At 63.2% G+C, this 13,622-nt stretch carries 15 protein-coding genes; 10 read left to right on the forward strand and 5 right to left on the reverse strand.

Annotated elements, in window-relative coordinates:
• Window positions 1–59: 59 nt before the first annotated feature.
• The 5 genes from ACTJKT_RS26990 to ACTJKT_RS27010 all read left to right on the forward strand — a co-directional run bounded on the left by ACTJKT_RS26990 (window position 60) and on the right by ACTJKT_RS27010 (window position 4,453).
• A complete protein-coding gene (locus ACTJKT_RS26990) occupies window positions 60–884 on the forward strand; it encodes an SDR family NAD(P)-dependent oxidoreductase (RefSeq protein ID WP_036998127.1) in 825 nt (274 codons plus the stop codon).
• A 178-nt stretch (window positions 885–1,062) separates the two neighbouring features.
• Window positions 1,063–1,743 carry an isochorismatase family protein gene (locus ACTJKT_RS26995; protein ID WP_440789256.1) on the forward strand — a complete coding sequence of 227 codons (681 nt, stop codon included), beginning with the start codon at window positions 1,063–1,065 and terminating at the stop codon, window positions 1,741–1,743.
• Between the two features lie 185 nt (window positions 1,744–1,928).
• Window positions 1,929–2,333, forward strand: coding sequence for a DoxX family protein (locus ACTJKT_RS27000; RefSeq protein WP_063433159.1), 405 nt, complete (start codon window positions 1,929–1,931; stop codon window positions 2,331–2,333).
• 365 nt (window positions 2,334–2,698) lie between these two features.
• Entirely contained in the window at window positions 2,699–3,091 is a 393-nt protein-coding gene (locus tag ACTJKT_RS27005) for a DUF6124 family protein (protein WP_440789259.1), read from the forward strand.
• Window positions 3,092–3,289: 198 nt separating this feature from the next.
• Window positions 3,290–4,453 carry a diguanylate cyclase gene (locus ACTJKT_RS27010; protein WP_440789261.1) on the forward strand — a complete coding sequence of 388 codons (1,164 nt, stop codon included), beginning with the start codon at window positions 3,290–3,292 and terminating at the stop codon, window positions 4,451–4,453.
• Between the two features lie 5 nt (window positions 4,454–4,458).
• Here ACTJKT_RS27010 and ACTJKT_RS27015 read toward each other — a convergent pair whose 3' ends face one another.
• Together ACTJKT_RS27015 and ACTJKT_RS27020 are read right to left on the reverse strand one after the other, a co-directional pair.
• Window positions 4,459–4,752, reverse strand: coding sequence for an addiction module antidote protein (locus ACTJKT_RS27015; protein ID WP_053281098.1), 294 nt, complete (start codon window positions 4,750–4,752; stop codon window positions 4,459–4,461).
• Window positions 4,749–5,048: a type II toxin-antitoxin system RelE/ParE family toxin gene (locus ACTJKT_RS27020; protein ID WP_440789262.1), complete on the reverse strand. Its 300-nt coding sequence runs from the start codon at window positions 5,046–5,048 to the stop codon at window positions 4,749–4,751. Before ACTJKT_RS27020 ends, ACTJKT_RS27015 begins: the two co-directional genes overlap by 4 nt.
• Window positions 5,049–5,227: 179 nt before the next feature.
• Between ACTJKT_RS27020 and ACTJKT_RS27025 the strand changes: the two genes are divergently transcribed.
• Entirely contained in the window at window positions 5,228–5,677 is a 450-nt protein-coding gene (locus tag ACTJKT_RS27025) for a DUF3828 domain-containing protein (protein WP_440789264.1), read from the forward strand.
• A 24-nt stretch (window positions 5,678–5,701) separates the two neighbouring features.
• Here the strand turns inward: ACTJKT_RS27025 and ACTJKT_RS27030 are convergent, their stop codons facing one another.
• The 3 genes from ACTJKT_RS27030 to nirK all read right to left on the reverse strand — a co-directional run bounded on the left by ACTJKT_RS27030 (window position 5,702) and on the right by nirK (window position 8,222).
• Window positions 5,702–6,712, reverse strand: a complete 1,011-nt coding sequence (locus ACTJKT_RS27030) for a zinc-dependent alcohol dehydrogenase family protein (protein WP_440789346.1) — start codon at window positions 6,710–6,712, stop codon at window positions 5,702–5,704.
• A gap of 55 nt (window positions 6,713–6,767) precedes the next feature.
• Window positions 6,768–7,067 (reverse strand): ArsR/SmtB family transcription factor, encoded by a 300-nt coding sequence (locus tag ACTJKT_RS27035; RefSeq protein WP_007924100.1) that lies wholly within the window; start codon window positions 7,065–7,067, stop codon window positions 6,768–6,770.
• 66 nt (window positions 7,068–7,133) lie between these two features.
• Complete coding sequence (gene nirK / locus ACTJKT_RS27040; protein WP_025807778.1) at window positions 7,134–8,222, reverse strand: copper-containing nitrite reductase; 1,089 nt, start codon at window positions 8,220–8,222, stop codon at window positions 7,134–7,136.
• Between the two features lie 226 nt (window positions 8,223–8,448).
• On the opposite strand from nirK, the gene ACTJKT_RS27045 reads away from it, so the two are divergent.
• The 4 genes from ACTJKT_RS27045 (at window position 8,449) to ACTJKT_RS27060 (ending at window position 13,594) form a co-directional block, all read left to right on the forward strand.
• A complete protein-coding gene (locus ACTJKT_RS27045; RefSeq protein WP_007924102.1) occupies window positions 8,449–8,691 on the forward strand; it encodes an exodeoxyribonuclease VII small subunit in 243 nt (80 codons plus the stop codon).
• A complete protein-coding gene (gene ispA, locus ACTJKT_RS27050; RefSeq protein WP_097305270.1) occupies window positions 8,688–9,575 on the forward strand; it encodes a (2E,6E)-farnesyl diphosphate synthase in 888 nt (295 codons plus the stop codon). Before ACTJKT_RS27045 ends, ispA begins: the two co-directional genes overlap by 4 nt.
• A 111-nt stretch (window positions 9,576–9,686) precedes the next feature.
• Window positions 9,687–11,585: a 1-deoxy-D-xylulose-5-phosphate synthase gene (gene dxs / locus ACTJKT_RS27055; protein ID WP_440789267.1), complete on the forward strand. Its 1,899-nt coding sequence runs from the start codon at window positions 9,687–9,689 to the stop codon at window positions 11,583–11,585.
• Between the two features lie 107 nt (window positions 11,586–11,692).
• A complete protein-coding gene (locus ACTJKT_RS27060) occupies window positions 11,693–13,594 on the forward strand; it encodes a TonB-dependent receptor domain-containing protein (protein WP_440789269.1) in 1,902 nt (633 codons plus the stop codon).
• The last annotated feature ends 28 nt before the right edge of the window (window positions 13,595–13,622 follow it).

Consider the following 13,622-nt stretch of genomic DNA (forward strand, 5'->3'; position numbering starts at 1 on the left):
AATTCCTTGGCCCTTAAAACACACCTTCACCCAGTGAGTTTCTGACGCAGGAGTGCATCATGGCATCTTGGCTATATGGGGCACCTCAAGTAGCTTTTATCTCCGGAGGCGCCAGCGGCATTGGTTTGCATATAGTTCGAGCGCTTATCGATGAAGGTACAAGCATTGCCATTTTCGACCTGAACATTGAACAGAGCCTGTTGGCAGAACTACGGCTCGGTTGTTCCAGGCTGGGGCAAGTCGTCGAAGCTTATTCTGTGGATGTCAGCAATAGCGCTGCCATGCTGTCGGCGATGGATGAAGCGGCCATCTATGTAGGCAGGCCGGACTTGGCCTTCAACTCTGCCGGCATACTGCGTACCGCTCTCTTTACGGAACTTGCCGCTGAAGTCTTTGAAACAGTGGTGCGCATCAACCTTCTGGGCAGCCGCAACTTCTCCGCTGCAGCGCTCAAGCATATGCAAGCCAATGGTCATCTGGTGCTGGTGGCTTCATTGGCAGGCGTTGTTGGCAGTTATACCCAGTCTGCCTACGCCGCATCGAAGTTCGGTGTTGTCGGGCTGGCGGAAGTATTAAGGATTGAACAGAAGTTGCTCGGGATTGATGTATCCGTGGTGTGCCCGGGTGAAATCAGTACTCCCCTGTTGGCTTATGAGCGACAGCACGGCAGCCCAATTACCGAAGTGCTCAACCAGTTTGCCGGTGTACTTCCCGTCGAAAAGGCCGTGGCCGGAATACTCAATGGCGTGCGACGGCGCGAATTCATGATTACCCCCGGATTCAAGGCCCGGTTGACCCGTGCCCTGGCTCGGAAAACCAGCACGCTGATGCGCTGGCTGGTTGATCGAACACTGGAAAAAGCCATTACCAAGGCTCGCGGATAACCTGCCTGGACAGGCGCCAACGAAGTTTCAACTCAAGGCTTCGGAGCGCTCACCGGCGACCTGGCTATTCGCCCAAACCCGGCCCGACTGTTTGCAATGGTGGTCTACGCAGGACGCGCGGACCGAATCGGGCATAGCCCGAAACTCACGGACGATCCCACCAAATGAGGAAATAGAAATGAGTGCTCCAGCCAACTTCAACGGCCAGACCCCGAAAATCGATCCTGCCAACGCAGCCATGCTGCTGATCGATCACCAGAGCGGTCTGTTTCAGACGGTGAAGGACATGCCGATGACCGAGCTGCGTGCCAACGCGACGACGCTGGCCAAGCTCGCCACCCTGGCGAAGATTCCGGTCATCACCACCGCTTCGGTCCCGCAAGGACCTAACGGCCCGCTGATCCCGGAAATCCACGAGTCCGCGCCACACGCGCAGTACGTGGCGCGCAAGGGTGAAATCAACGCCTGGGACAATCCGGAGTTCGTTGCCGCGGTCAAGGCGACCGGCAAGAAGCAACTGATCATCGCCGGCACCATCACCAGCGTGTGCATGGCGTTCCCCAGCATCGCCGCGGTGCATGACGGCTATCAGGTGTTCGCGGTGATCGACGCCTCCGGCACCTACTCCAAGATGGCCCAGGAAATCACCCTGGCGCGCGTGGTCCAGGCCGGCGTAGTGCCGATGGACACCGCCTCCGTCTGTGCCGAAGTCCAGCAGACCTGGCATCGCAGCGACGCCGAGCAGTTTGCCGGCGCCTACAGCGCGGTGTTCCCGCACTATCAGTTGCTGATCGAGAGTTACCTCAAGGCCCAGGCCGTTGTGACCAACAATGAGCCGTTGGACTCGCAGCGCGGCTGATCGCTCCAGCGCGAAAGGCCACCCCTGCCTTTCGCGCCTCTCTACCTGCCCTATAGGCCAATGCCACGCGGCCCATGCATGTCCCCCTTGATGATTGAGCGAGCGATGCATTGCATCTGGAACGTTGCGCAATCGGCGCTTTGCACGTGTGAAAAACCCAACCTGTTTTTATTGAGAATAGAGCGATGATCGGCATCGAAGATTTTGCCCTGCTGGTAGCCCGCTGCCTGCTAGCCACCCTGTTTGTGGTGAGCGCTTTTGACAAACTGCGCCTGGATCCGGACGAGATGAAACAGATCGAGTCTCTGCACCTGCCCTTTCCCGCGGTGGTTGAATGGCTGACCGGCCTGTTCGAGATCCTGGGCGCGATCAGCCTGGTGTTCGGCATCTATGCCCGGGTAACCGCTGTAGTACTGGCGCTGTTTGTCGCCTTTGTCTCGCTCATGTTCGTGCGTTTCTGGACAGTGCCTGGACCGAAAAACGTACGGGTCATGGTTCGCAATATTTTTGTCGGCAATGTGACCGTGGTCGGTGGGCTCCTGTATGTCGCGGTGCTGGGCGCCGGGCAGCTGGCGCTGGTGGATATTTAGGCAGTGAACGCAAAACGATGGGGGCGAACGCGTCCATTCTCACCCCATCGACGTCAGGCTCTTCGCTTTCTATTGAGCGACTTTTCCTAGAAACTCCAACCCGCTTGCGCCTGCCAAACCTGCTGCCTAGGCTCGGCCTGTCACTGCCAATTCAGTGACCGGGTTTAGCAGCCCACCGGACTAGGCGCAAAGTGCCCCCTCAGCGAGGCGCTTTTATTCGGCCCAAGCTTTTATGGTGGCCGTGCGCAGGGCACCCTCGGGTGCGCCGGTTTTCCTAGTCACCGGTCTGCTAACCTGCAAACGGCTGCCACCCTATCGTTTAGCAGCGATGGTGATGGCTCCTAATCTGTACTAGGAGTTAAACCATGAAAAAGCTGGTCCCCGATCCACCCATGCCCCTGCCCGGGCAATTCAGAAACCCCGAACACGACCTCGCCACCCAGCACATCCGCCTGGCCCTGGCCGCGAACAACCCTGAGCCGCCGACGCTCAACGGCCTGAAGGACACAGCCCCGACCGCCGTGGGCCGCGACTCCCTGTTTAACGTCCGCCCCGGCGTCAGCGCCGAAGAAGCCCTGGTGCATGTGTCGCTGCTGCTGGATTGCGCGGTGCAGGTCAGCGATGAAATCAGCGAACGCGCCAGCGGCGTGGAGCGCGGGCTGATCTGGTCGATGATCCATTCGGTGGAAATGGCCAGGGCCGTGGTGGATTCGCTGCTGGATGCCAACCGGCCGGTTGCAGCCCCGCCGGGCAGATAAAAGCCCAGCGCAATCGCCTGAGGGAGGCGGGACAAACCTCAACTGCCTCGTCTCCCTATCCAAACAACCCAGACAGTGGCCAAAAGATATCGCTACAATCCCGCACCTGATCCCCAGGCGGCGGCCCACCTACCGCGCCTCCCTCTCTGCCCACGACTTTGGGCATCCCCCGCATGACGCAAAACGAGAACCAAGGACATGGCGCTGCATATCCCCACCCTGCTCGTGGTGTCGCTCTTCATCTTCTGCCTGATGGGGCTGTTGAGCTTTCACGCCTGGTCCCGGGAAACCCGCGAGCGACCCCTGGCGTACCTGGGCGGCATGATGCTGCTGGCGGCGATCGGCCTGCTGCTCAACAGCCTGCGCAACCTGGGCGTGGACTTTGTGCCCTTGGTGCTGGGCAATGTGCTGTTGTTGCTGAGCGCAGCGCTGAACTGGACGGCGATGCGCCTGTTCGCCGGGCGGGCGCCTTCGCTGCCGGGCATTCTGGCGGGGGCGGGGCTGTGGCTGGGGTTGTGCCTGGTGCCAGCCTTCTATGGAACGATGGCGACCCGGGTGTTGGTCTACTCGTTACTGGTGGTCGGTTACGGGACGCTGACGGCGCTGGAGTTCTGGCGCAGCCGGCATCAACTGGACGTCGCCTATCTGCCAGCACTGGCCCTGACCCTGCTGCACACCGCGTTCTATGCCTTTCGGGCGGCCACCGATGGTGGGCTGACTTTCGATAGCGCCCTCTCGGGCACCGGCCAGGGCGTGCCGTTTTTTTCCTTCATGCTGTTCGAGTCGATGCTCTATGTGATCGGCATCGCCTACGTGACGCTGGCGATGGTCAAGGAACGCGCCGAGTTGCGCTTCAAGGCGGCGGCGTTCAGCGATGCCTTGACCGGCGTGGGTAACCGCCGGGCCTTTATGGTTCATGGCGAGCAGATGCTGGCCGAATGCGCACGCCGGGAAGAACCGGTGGCGCTGCTGCTGTGCGACCTGGACCATTTCAAACGGCTCAATGACGCCTTCGGCCATCAGATGGGCGATCAGGCGCTGGTCGCCTTCAGCCAGGTTTCCCTGGAAAACCTGCGCCAACAGGATGTGTTCGCGCGGATCGGCGGTGAGGAGTTTGCCTGCCTGCTGATGAATACCCGAGAGCCGCAGGCGGTGCAGGTAGCCGAGCGGATTCGCCAGGATTTCGCCACGCTGTCGATGCTCGAACCCGGGTTGCTCAGCGTGAGCATCGGCGTGGTGACCACCCAGGCGACGGGCTACGACCTTTCCCGGTTGCTGTCCCAGGCGGACGAGGCGTTGTATGGCGCCAAGGGCCAGGGGCGCAATCGGGTGCAGACACTGTTGACCCCAGAGCTGGGCTGAGGCCGCTACGGCCTGACATGCACCCGCGCCGTCATGTCCAGCCCCAGGGCGCGCATCACCGCCAGCAGGGTCTTGAGGGTCGGGTTGCCCTTGTCGCTGAACGAGCGGTACAGCTGCTCGCGGGACAGCCCGGTTTCGTGGGCCAGTTCGGTCATGCCCTTGGCCCGCGCCACCACGCCCAGGGCCTTGGCGATGTAGCCGGCATCGCCGGTCTCGAAGGCGTCCGCCATGAACAGGGCAATGGCCTGCGGGTCGCGCAGGGACGTGGCGGGGTCATAGTCGAAAAGCGGTTCGTTCATGATCGGCTCCAACTGCGGGCCAACTGTTTGGCCAGTTCGATATCGCGGCTCTGGCGACTCTTGTCGCCGCCGCACAACAGAATGACGAGTTGCGAACCGAGCTGCTGGAAGTAAACCCGATAGCCCGGCCCGTAATGGATGCGCAGCTCGCTGACGCCCTCGCCCACCGGTGACACGTCACCGGCAAGGCCGTTGGCCAGGCGAAAAATCCGCGCAGCGATCAACGCCCTGGCTCTGGAATCCTTGAGCCTGTTTTCCCACTCCATAAAGGTCGCGGTCTGTTTGATCTCGATCATCCCGCGAATGTAGTTTCAAGACTACAGCATTTGAAAGCGTATTTGTATTACAAGGCACTGCCAGCGCACAGGCCGATGGCGATCCGCGCCATCGCGTGGTGAAATCGAACACCCAAGCCTTTCTTACTGTCTTAATTACTCAATGCCTTAAGTCCCCCACTTCCCTGTAAGGACGCCCCATGAGAAAGCTGTTCCCCCTGCTGCTCCTCGCCGCGGCTTTCCATCAACCCTTCGCCCTCGCCGACTGCGCCAGCTCGCCCAAGCCGATGGCCGAGGCCTTCTACAACTGGTACCTGCAGAGTTTCAGCAACGAAAAAGACCCGATCACCGATGACCTGCCGCACCTGCAGCAGTACGTCACGCAAGCGCTGATCGAACGGATCAAGAAGCAGATGAGCAGCCCAGAAGGCCTGGAAGAGGACTACTTCCTCAAGACCCAGGACTACATGGATGAGTGGCTGACACAGATCAAGGTCAGCGAACCGCAGGTGCAAGGCACCTCGGCGCGCGAGTCGGTGACCCTGGGCAATACGCCGGACACCACGCAGATCGTCGACCTGCTGCTGGTCAAGGACAAGGGCTGCTGGAAGATCAACGAGGTGCTGGCCACCACGGATCAGAGTGAGTGATCCGCGGCGGCCGGCCAGGCAGGGTCAGATATCGAGAATGATCTTGCCGAAGTGCTGGTTGCTTTCCTGGTAGCGGAAGGCATCGACTATCGCCTCCAGGGCGAAATGCTTGTCGAGGACCGGATGCATGCCGTTGGCGTCGATGGCACGGACCATGTCCTGCTGTTGCCGACGGCTGCCCACCAGCACGCCTTGCAGGCGCAGTTGCTTGACCAGCGCGGTGACGATCGGGAACTCGCCGGCCACGCCGGTCAGGATACCGATCACCGAGATATGGCCACCAACCCGGGCGGCGATCATCGATTGCTCTAGGGTGGCCGGGCCGCCCACTTCGATCACATGGTCGACGCCACGGCCGGCGGTGAGCTTCTGCACGGTTTCGCCCCAGGCCGGATCCTCGCGGTAGTTGATCAGGTGATCGGCGCCGAGGGCTTTCAAACGCTCCAGCTTGGCGTCGCTGGACGAAGTGGCGATCACGGTGGCACCGAGCATCTTGGCGAATTGCAGGGCGAAGATCGACACGCCACCGGTGCCTTGCACCAGTACGGTATCGCCGGCGGTCACCCGGCCGTCGTCCACCAGCGCGCGCCAGGCGGTGAGGCCGGCAGTGGTCAGGGTCGCCGCTTCGGCGTGGCTCCAGCCCTTGGGCGCACGGGTAAAGGAGGTGGCGCGGGCGGTAACGACTTCCCGGGCATAGCCGTCCAGGCCGTCGCCCGGCACCGTGGCAAAACCTACGACATTGGGCCGGCCGTCCAGCCACTCGGGGAAGAAGGTGCTGACCACCGAGTCGCCGACGGCGAATTCACTGACCCCCTCGCCCACGGCTACCACTTCACCGGCGCCATCGGCCATCGGGATGCGCAATTCGCTCGGCCCCCACATGCCGCTGACCACCGCGAAATCGTGGTAGTTGAGGGAGCTGGCGCGCAGGCGCACGGTGATTTCGCCCGCTTGCGGCGCCGCTGCCGGAGCCTCGCCGACCACTACTTTGTCGTAGCCACCACCGATTTGTACGTAGATTGCTTTCATGGACAGATCTCCTGGGTTGCCTTTCATTTCGAAAAATAACGAAATGTTCAAGTAAAAAAACTCAGAGTTCGCGCTTCAGTTGCTCGGCAAAGGCCGCAATGGCGGCTTCGTTACGGCGAAAGTAGGTCCACTTGCCGATACGTGTGGCCTCGACCAGGCCAGCCTGCTGCAGGATCGCCAGATGGCTGGAGGTGCTGGACGCCGAAAGCGCGGCCTTGTGCTGCAGGTGAGTCATGCAGATGCCGATTTCTTTCGGCGCGTCATGCCCCTGGGGCGGAAAGTTGCCTTCCGGGTCCTTCAGCCATTCAAGCATCTGCATGCGGATGTCGCTGGCCAGCGCTTTGATTTGATCGATGAGCATGGTGGGGATATTACGGACTTTCCCGAAATGTTCAAGACATGAACAATATCCCCGCCCTTCCTCCTGTTACTTGCTCTCGACGATCGGCCCCGGCGCCTTCACCTGGGTCATCAGGTCGTCGTCCCACTGCCCCTCCACCTTGATCTGGGCCAGGGCCCCCAGCTCCATGGCCTCGATCAGGTTGTGGCTGAGGTACACGTAGGTGCCCGGCTGCTTGAAGGTGTACAGCGCCGCGACCGCGGAGCCGCCAGGGATAAACCAGGTTTCCATGTTGCGTTGCGGCGGGTTGGCGAATTTGCCGGTGGTCCAGACCCAGTCGCCATGGCCGCCGATCAGGTGCGGACGGCTGTCGCGGTTGGCCTGGGAGTGGATGAACAGCACGCTCTCCCCGACCTTGGAGGTCAGCGCGTTGGCCCCGGTCAGGGCGCCGACCCGGCCGTTGAACACCACGTGGCTCGGGGTCAGGGTGCGCATCACCGCGCGGGTGTCCTGGTAACTGGACGCCAGGTTCGGGTAGTCCTTGTAGTGGCCGTCCTTGTCCTTGGGGATATACAGGTCGGATTCGCCGATGGTGTAGACGCGGTCGTAATGCAAGGGTTTGCCCTGAGGATCGCGCAGGCCGTCACGGGGCAGCACCATCAGCGCGCCGTTCATGCCCGACACCACGTGCCACGGCACCATGCCTTGCGGCGCACAGTGGTAGACAAAGGTGCCGCTGCGGTCGGCCTTGAAGCGCAGCACCACTTCCTGCCCTGGCACCACCTGGGTCAGGCCCGCCCCGCCCAGGGCGCCGGTGGCCGCGTGAAAGTCGACGTTGTGGGGCATGCTGTTGGTCGCCGGATTGACCAGCGTCAGCTCCACATAGTCCCCCTCATGCACCACCAGGGTCGGGCCGGGCATGGAGCCGTTGAAGGTCATGGCCTGCAGCGTGGTGCCCTGGTCGTCGATGACCATTTTTTTCTCTTCGATACTCATGCGGAACTGCACCACCTTGGGCGGCCCGCTGACCACTTGCTCATGGGGATGAACCAGCGGCGGCGCGACCAGGTCGACCTTCACCCGCTGCAGATCCTCGGCCCCACTGGCCAGCACCAGGCTGCTGGCACAGCTGCCCAGCAGCACACAGGCCCCCAATACACTTCGAAAAACACTCATTGCAGCTTCTCCTTGCCAATCAACGATGGGCCATTGCAAGGCAAGTGCGCGCAACTTTCCTTGTCGCAAAGCAAGAAATGGCGACAGAAGGCTGGCCCACACGACAAGCCCCTGACCCAGGGCAGAAAATCGCCCTGCAGCCCCGTTCGGCGAGCGCCGCTCATTTGCCCCGAAACCCCATGTCTGCTAGTGTCGCGCCGGTTTAACGTCAACCGGGATAGCCGCCATGGCCCGCAAAAAAGCTGCCTTAGATTTCGAACAATCCCTCGCCGACCTGCAAACGCTGGTCGAGCGTCTGGAGAACGGCGAGCTGTCGCTGGAAGACTCGTTGACCGCCTTCGAGCAAGGCATCGGCCTGACCCGCGATTGCCAGGCGGCGCTGGCCCAGGCCGAGCAGAAGGTGCAGATCCTGCTGGAGCGCGATGGCGAGCTGGCCGAAGAACCCTTCGACGCGGAACAGCCAGAATGATCGCGGCCTATCAGGCCAGCAGCCAGGCCCGGGTCAATGCTGCACTGGAAACCCTGTTCCACGCACCAAGCCCGGAGCTGGCCCGTCTTTACGAGGCCATGCGCTACAGCGTGATGAACGGCGGCAAGCGCGTGCGCCCGCTGCTGGCCTATGCCGCCTGCGAAGCCCTCGGTGCCCGGCCTGAACAGGCCAACGGCGCGGCCTGCGCCGTGGAGCTGATCCACGCCTATTCCCTGGTGCACGACGATTTGCCGGCGATGGACGACGACGATTTGCGTCGCGGCCAGCCGACCACCCACAAAGCCTTCGATGAAGCCTGCGCGATTCTCGCCGGCGACGGTTTGCAGAGCCTGGCCTTCAGCGCCCTGCTCGACCCGCGCCTGAGCGATTCGAGCGCCGAGATCCGCCTGCGGATGGTCAGCGCCCTGGCGCTGGCGGCGGGCCCGGCGGGCATGGTCGGCGGCCAGGCCATCGACCTCGGTTCGGTCGGCCTCAAGCTCGACCAGAAAGCCCTGGAATACATGCACCGGCACAAGACTGGCGCGCTGATCGAGGCCAGCGTCAAACTGGGCGCCCTGGCCAGCGGCCGGGCCGAAAAAGACGAGCTCAAGTCCTTGCAGACCTATGCCCAGGCCATCGGCCTGGCGTTCCAGGTGCAGGACGACATTCTCGACGTGGAAAGCGATACCGCGACCCTCGGCAAACGCCAGGGTGCCGACATCGCCCGGGACAAGCCGACCTACCCGGCCCTGCTCGGCCTGGAAGCGGCCAAGGCCTATGCCCTGGAGCTGCGCGATCAGGCCCTGCACGCACTGCGACCCTTTGACGCGGCCGCCGAGCCCCTGCGGGAACTGGCGCGTTATATCGTCGAACGACGCAGTTGATCGACCCCGGCGCGGCAGACCGCATATCAGCCAAGTTCCGCGCTCTGCGTGGGCAGCTTGCGATGCATAAGGTAAACTGCCGCCTCTTTTATACCTATAACGATTCGCCTGATGCCCACGACGTTTCATGAGATTCCCCGCAAGCGCCCGACCACGCCCCTGCTCGACCGTGCCAACACGCCGGACGGCCTGCGCCGGTTAGGCGAAGCCGAGCTGGAAACCCTGGCCGATGAGTTGCGCCTGGAATTGCTCTATACGGTCGGCCAGACCGGTGGGCATTTCGGTGCCGGCCTGGGCGTCATCGAGCTGACCATCGCGCTGCATTACGTCTTCGACACGCCGGACGACCGTCTGGTGTGGGACGTGGGTCATCAGGCTTATCCGCACAAGATCCTCACCGGTCGCCGCGAGCGCATGGCCAGCCTGCGCCAGAAGGATGGCCTGGCCGCCTTCCCGCGACGTTCCGAGAGCGAGTACGACACCTTTGGCGTCGGCCATTCCAGCACCTCGATCAGCGCAGCGCTGGGCATGGCCATTGCCGCCCGCCTGCAGAACAGCGAGCGCAAGGCGATCGCAGTGATCGGCGACGGCGCCCTGACCGCGGGCATGGCCTTCGAGGCGCTGAACCACGCGCCGGAAGTGGACGCCAACATGCTGGTGATCCTCAACGACAACGACATGTCGATCTCGCGCAACGTCGGCGGCCTGTCCAACTACCTGGCCAAGATCCTCTCCAGCCGTACCTACGCCAGCATGCGCGAAGGCAGCAAGAAGGTGCTGTCGCGCCTGCCCGGCGCCTGGGAAATCGCCCGCCGCACCGAAGAATACGCAAAAGGCATGCTGGTCCCCGGCACCCTGTTCGAAGAGCTGGGCTGGAACTACATCGGCCCGATCGATGGCCACGACCTGCCGACCCTGATCGCCACCCTGCGCAACATGCGCGACCTCAAGGGCCCGCAGTTCCTGCACGTGGTGACCAAAAAGGGCAAGGGTTTCGCCCCGGCGGAAGTCGACCCGATCGGCTACCACGCCATCACCAAGCTCGACCCCCTGGACAGCCCCGCCGCCGCGCCGAAAAAGGCCGGCGGGCCGAAGTACTCCGGTGTGTTCGGCGAATGGCTGTGCGACATGGCCGCCGCCGACCCGCGCCTGGTGGGCATTACCCCGGCGATGAAGGAAGGCTCGGACCTGGTGGCTTTCAGCGAGCGCTTCCCGCTGCGCTACTTCGACGTGGCGATTGCCGAGCAGCACGCCGTGACCCTGGCGGCCGGCATGGCCTGCGAAGGCGCCAAGCCGGTGGTGGCGATCTATTCGACCTTCCTGCAGCGCGGTTACGACCAGCTTGTGCATGACGTTGCGGTGCAGAACCTCGACGTGCTGTTCGCCATCGACCGCGCCGGCCTGGTGGGCGAAGACGGCCCGACCCACGCCGGCAGCTTCGACCTGTCGTTCCTGCGCTGCATCCCCGGCATGCTGGTGATGACCCCGAGCGACGAGAACGAGCTGCGCAAGATGCTCAGCACCGGCCATCTGTACAACGGCCCGGCCGCCGTACGTTACCCACGCGGTACCGGCCCGAACGCCACCATCGAAAAAGACCTGGAGCCGATCGAGATCGGCAAGGGCGTGGTTCGCCGCCAGGGCAGCAAGGTCGCCCTGCTGGTATTCGGCGTGCAACTGGCCGAGGCGCTGAAAGTCGCCGACAAGCTGGATGCCACCGTGGTCGACATGCGTTTCGTCAAACCGCTGGACGAAGCCCTGGTACGTGAGATCGCCGCCAGCCACGAGCTGCTGGTGACCGTCGAAGAGAACGCCATCATGGGCGGCGCCGGCGGCGCGGTCAGCGAGTTCCTGGCGCGCGAGGCGATCCTCAAGCCGATCCTGCACCTGGGCTTGCCGGACCTCTACGTCGAACACGCCAAGCCGGCGCAGATGCTGGCCGAATGCGGCCTGGACGAAGCCGGCATCGAAGCCGCCGTGCGGGAACGCCTGCGCCTGCTCGGGCTGTAACCTGTAAGCCTCAAAAGCGACGGCCCCTTCGGGGCCGATCGCAGCCTTCGGCAGCGGCTACAGGGGTTGTCCCCGGCCCCTGCCTCGCCAGCCGCAATGGATTGTCGATGAAACTCTCGCGTCTCGCCCTGCCCCTCGCCCTGCTGCCCGCCGGCCAACTGCTGGCCGATACTCTCGAGCGTGAACAAGCCCTCAAGCTGCCGGACACGCTGATCAGCGCCAACCGCCAGGTGCAGGCACGCAACGACAGCAGCGCCGCCAACACCGTCTTCACCCGCGACGATATCGACCGCCTGCAACCCTCCAGCGTCACCGACCTGCTGCAACGGGTGCCTGGCGTGCAGGTGGCGCAGAGCGGCGGCCGGGGCAGCGTGCCGGGGATCTATATCCGCGGCACTTCGTCGGCGCAGACCCTGGTGCTGGTGGACGGCCAGCGCATCGGCAGTTCGAGCTCCGGCGACAGCAACCTGCAGCATCTGAATATCCAGCAGATCGAGCGGGTGGAAGTGCTGCGCGGTTCGCGCTCGGTGATTTACGGCAGCGACGCCATCGGCGGGGTGATCCAGATCTTCACCCGACGCAGTGCCGAGCAGGGCCTGCAACCCCGCCTGCACCTGGGGCTGGGCAGCCACCAGAGCTGGGAGCGCAGCATCGGCCTGTCCGGCGGCGACCAGCAGACCCGCCTCAGCCTGGGCGCCAGCCTCGACGACACGCACGGGAGCAATCGCACCCACGAGTCCTATGCCAGCGATCGCGATGATGACGCCTACCGCAACCAGTCCCTCAGCCTGAGCCTGAGCCACGCCTTCAATGACGACTGGGAAGCGGGCCTGAACCTGCTGGATAACCGCGGCAAAAGCGAGTTTGACAACCCCTTCGGGCGTTCGTATTTCAATGGCAGCGCCTTCGAGAGCCTCCCCCAGAAGCCCTACAGCGAATTCGCGGTCAGCAGCTTCAGCAGCTATGTCCACGGGCGTATCAACGAGGCCTGGAAATCGCGCCTGGAACTGGGCCACAGCGAGAACCGCGAGAAAACCCTCGACAAGCTCAGCGACGAACGCTCGGTATTCAACACCTACCGCGACTCGGTGAACTGGCAGAACGACCTGACCCTCGACGAACGCAACAGCCTGATCGTCGGTGGCGACTGGTACCAGGACCGGGTCAACAGCAGCACCGACTTCGCCGAGGACAGCCGCTGGAACCGCGCGGCCTTTGTCCAGCATCGCTTCAAGGCCGAGAGTTTCTCCACCGAGCTGGGCCTGCGCCGCGACCAGAACCAGCAGTTCGGCGGCCAGAACAGCTGGAGCGGCACCTTCACCCTGCCGCTGAACCCGGACAACGATCTGTTGCTGACTTACAGCGAGGGCTTCCGCGCCCCGACCTTCAATGACCTCTACTACCCGAATGACAACGGCTTCATCAACAGCAACCCGGACCTGAAGCCCGAGACCTCGAAAAGCTACGAAGTGCAGTGGCGTAGCCAGCTCAGCGACAGCAGCCGGCTTGAGGCCTCGCTGTACCGGACCGATCTCAAGGACGCGATCGTTTTCGCCAGCAACGGCCCGCAAAATGTCAGTTCAGCGCGCATCAACGGCTTTGAAGCCGCGCTGAAGCAGGAACTGTTCGGCTGGCAGAGCAATCTGGGGCTGGCAATCATCGATCCCCGCGACCGCGACACCGGCCACACTCTGGCCCGCCGAGCTCGACGCACCCTGAGCCTGGACCTGGATCGGCAGTTCGACCGCCTGGGCCTCGGCGCCAGCTGGCAGGCGGTGAGCAGCAGCTATGACGACCCGGCCAACCAGCAACGCCTTGGCGGTTATGCCCTGCTGGGGTTGCGCGGCAGCTGGGCGCTGAATCGCGAGGTCCGGCTGGAGTTGAAGGTCGACAATCTGCTCGACAAGTCCTACAGCCGGGTGCTGTACAGCCATGACGGCGCGCAGTACGGGTATCGGGAGCAAGGCCGGGCCTGGATGTTCGGGGTGACCTGGACGCCGGAGCTTTAGTCACGCGGCGCCAATGAGGGCGCTATCG

This window comes from Pseudomonas sp. 22526, from assembly GCF_052044735.1.
GTDB lineage: Bacteria > Pseudomonadota > Gammaproteobacteria > Pseudomonadales > Pseudomonadaceae > Aquipseudomonas > Aquipseudomonas piscium.

Coding starts and splice junctions, on each gene's coding strand:
- ACTJKT_RS26990 (WP_036998127.1), top strand. CDS start 60: ATGGCATCTTGGCTATATGGGGCACCTCAAGTAGCTTTTATCTCCGGA.
- ACTJKT_RS26995 (WP_440789256.1), top strand. CDS start 1,063: ATGAGTGCTCCAGCCAACTTCAACGGCCAGACCCCGAAAATCGATCCT.
- ACTJKT_RS27000 (WP_063433159.1), top strand. CDS start 1,929: ATGATCGGCATCGAAGATTTTGCCCTGCTGGTAGCCCGCTGCCTGCTA.
- ACTJKT_RS27005 (WP_440789259.1), top strand. CDS start 2,699: ATGAAAAAGCTGGTCCCCGATCCACCCATGCCCCTGCCCGGGCAATTC.
- ACTJKT_RS27010 (WP_440789261.1), top strand. CDS start 3,290: ATGGCGCTGCATATCCCCACCCTGCTCGTGGTGTCGCTCTTCATCTTC.
- ACTJKT_RS27015 (WP_053281098.1), bottom strand. CDS start 4,752: ATGAACGAACCGCTTTTCGACTATGACCCCGCCACGTCCCTGCGCGAC.
- ACTJKT_RS27020 (WP_440789262.1), bottom strand. CDS start 5,048: ATGATCGAGATCAAACAGACCGCGACCTTTATGGAGTGGGAAAACAGG.
- ACTJKT_RS27025 (WP_440789264.1), top strand. CDS start 5,228: ATGAGAAAGCTGTTCCCCCTGCTGCTCCTCGCCGCGGCTTTCCATCAA.
- ACTJKT_RS27035 (WP_007924100.1), bottom strand. CDS start 7,067: ATGCTCATCGATCAAATCAAAGCGCTGGCCAGCGACATCCGCATGCAG.
- nirK (WP_025807778.1), bottom strand. CDS start 8,222: ATGAGTGTTTTTCGAAGTGTATTGGGGGCCTGTGTGCTGCTGGGCAGC.
- ACTJKT_RS27045 (WP_007924102.1), top strand. CDS start 8,449: ATGGCCCGCAAAAAAGCTGCCTTAGATTTCGAACAATCCCTCGCCGAC.
- ispA (WP_097305270.1), top strand. CDS start 8,688: ATGATCGCGGCCTATCAGGCCAGCAGCCAGGCCCGGGTCAATGCTGCA.
- dxs (WP_440789267.1), top strand. CDS start 9,687: ATGCCCACGACGTTTCATGAGATTCCCCGCAAGCGCCCGACCACGCCC.
- ACTJKT_RS27060 (WP_440789269.1), top strand. CDS start 11,693: ATGAAACTCTCGCGTCTCGCCCTGCCCCTCGCCCTGCTGCCCGCCGGC.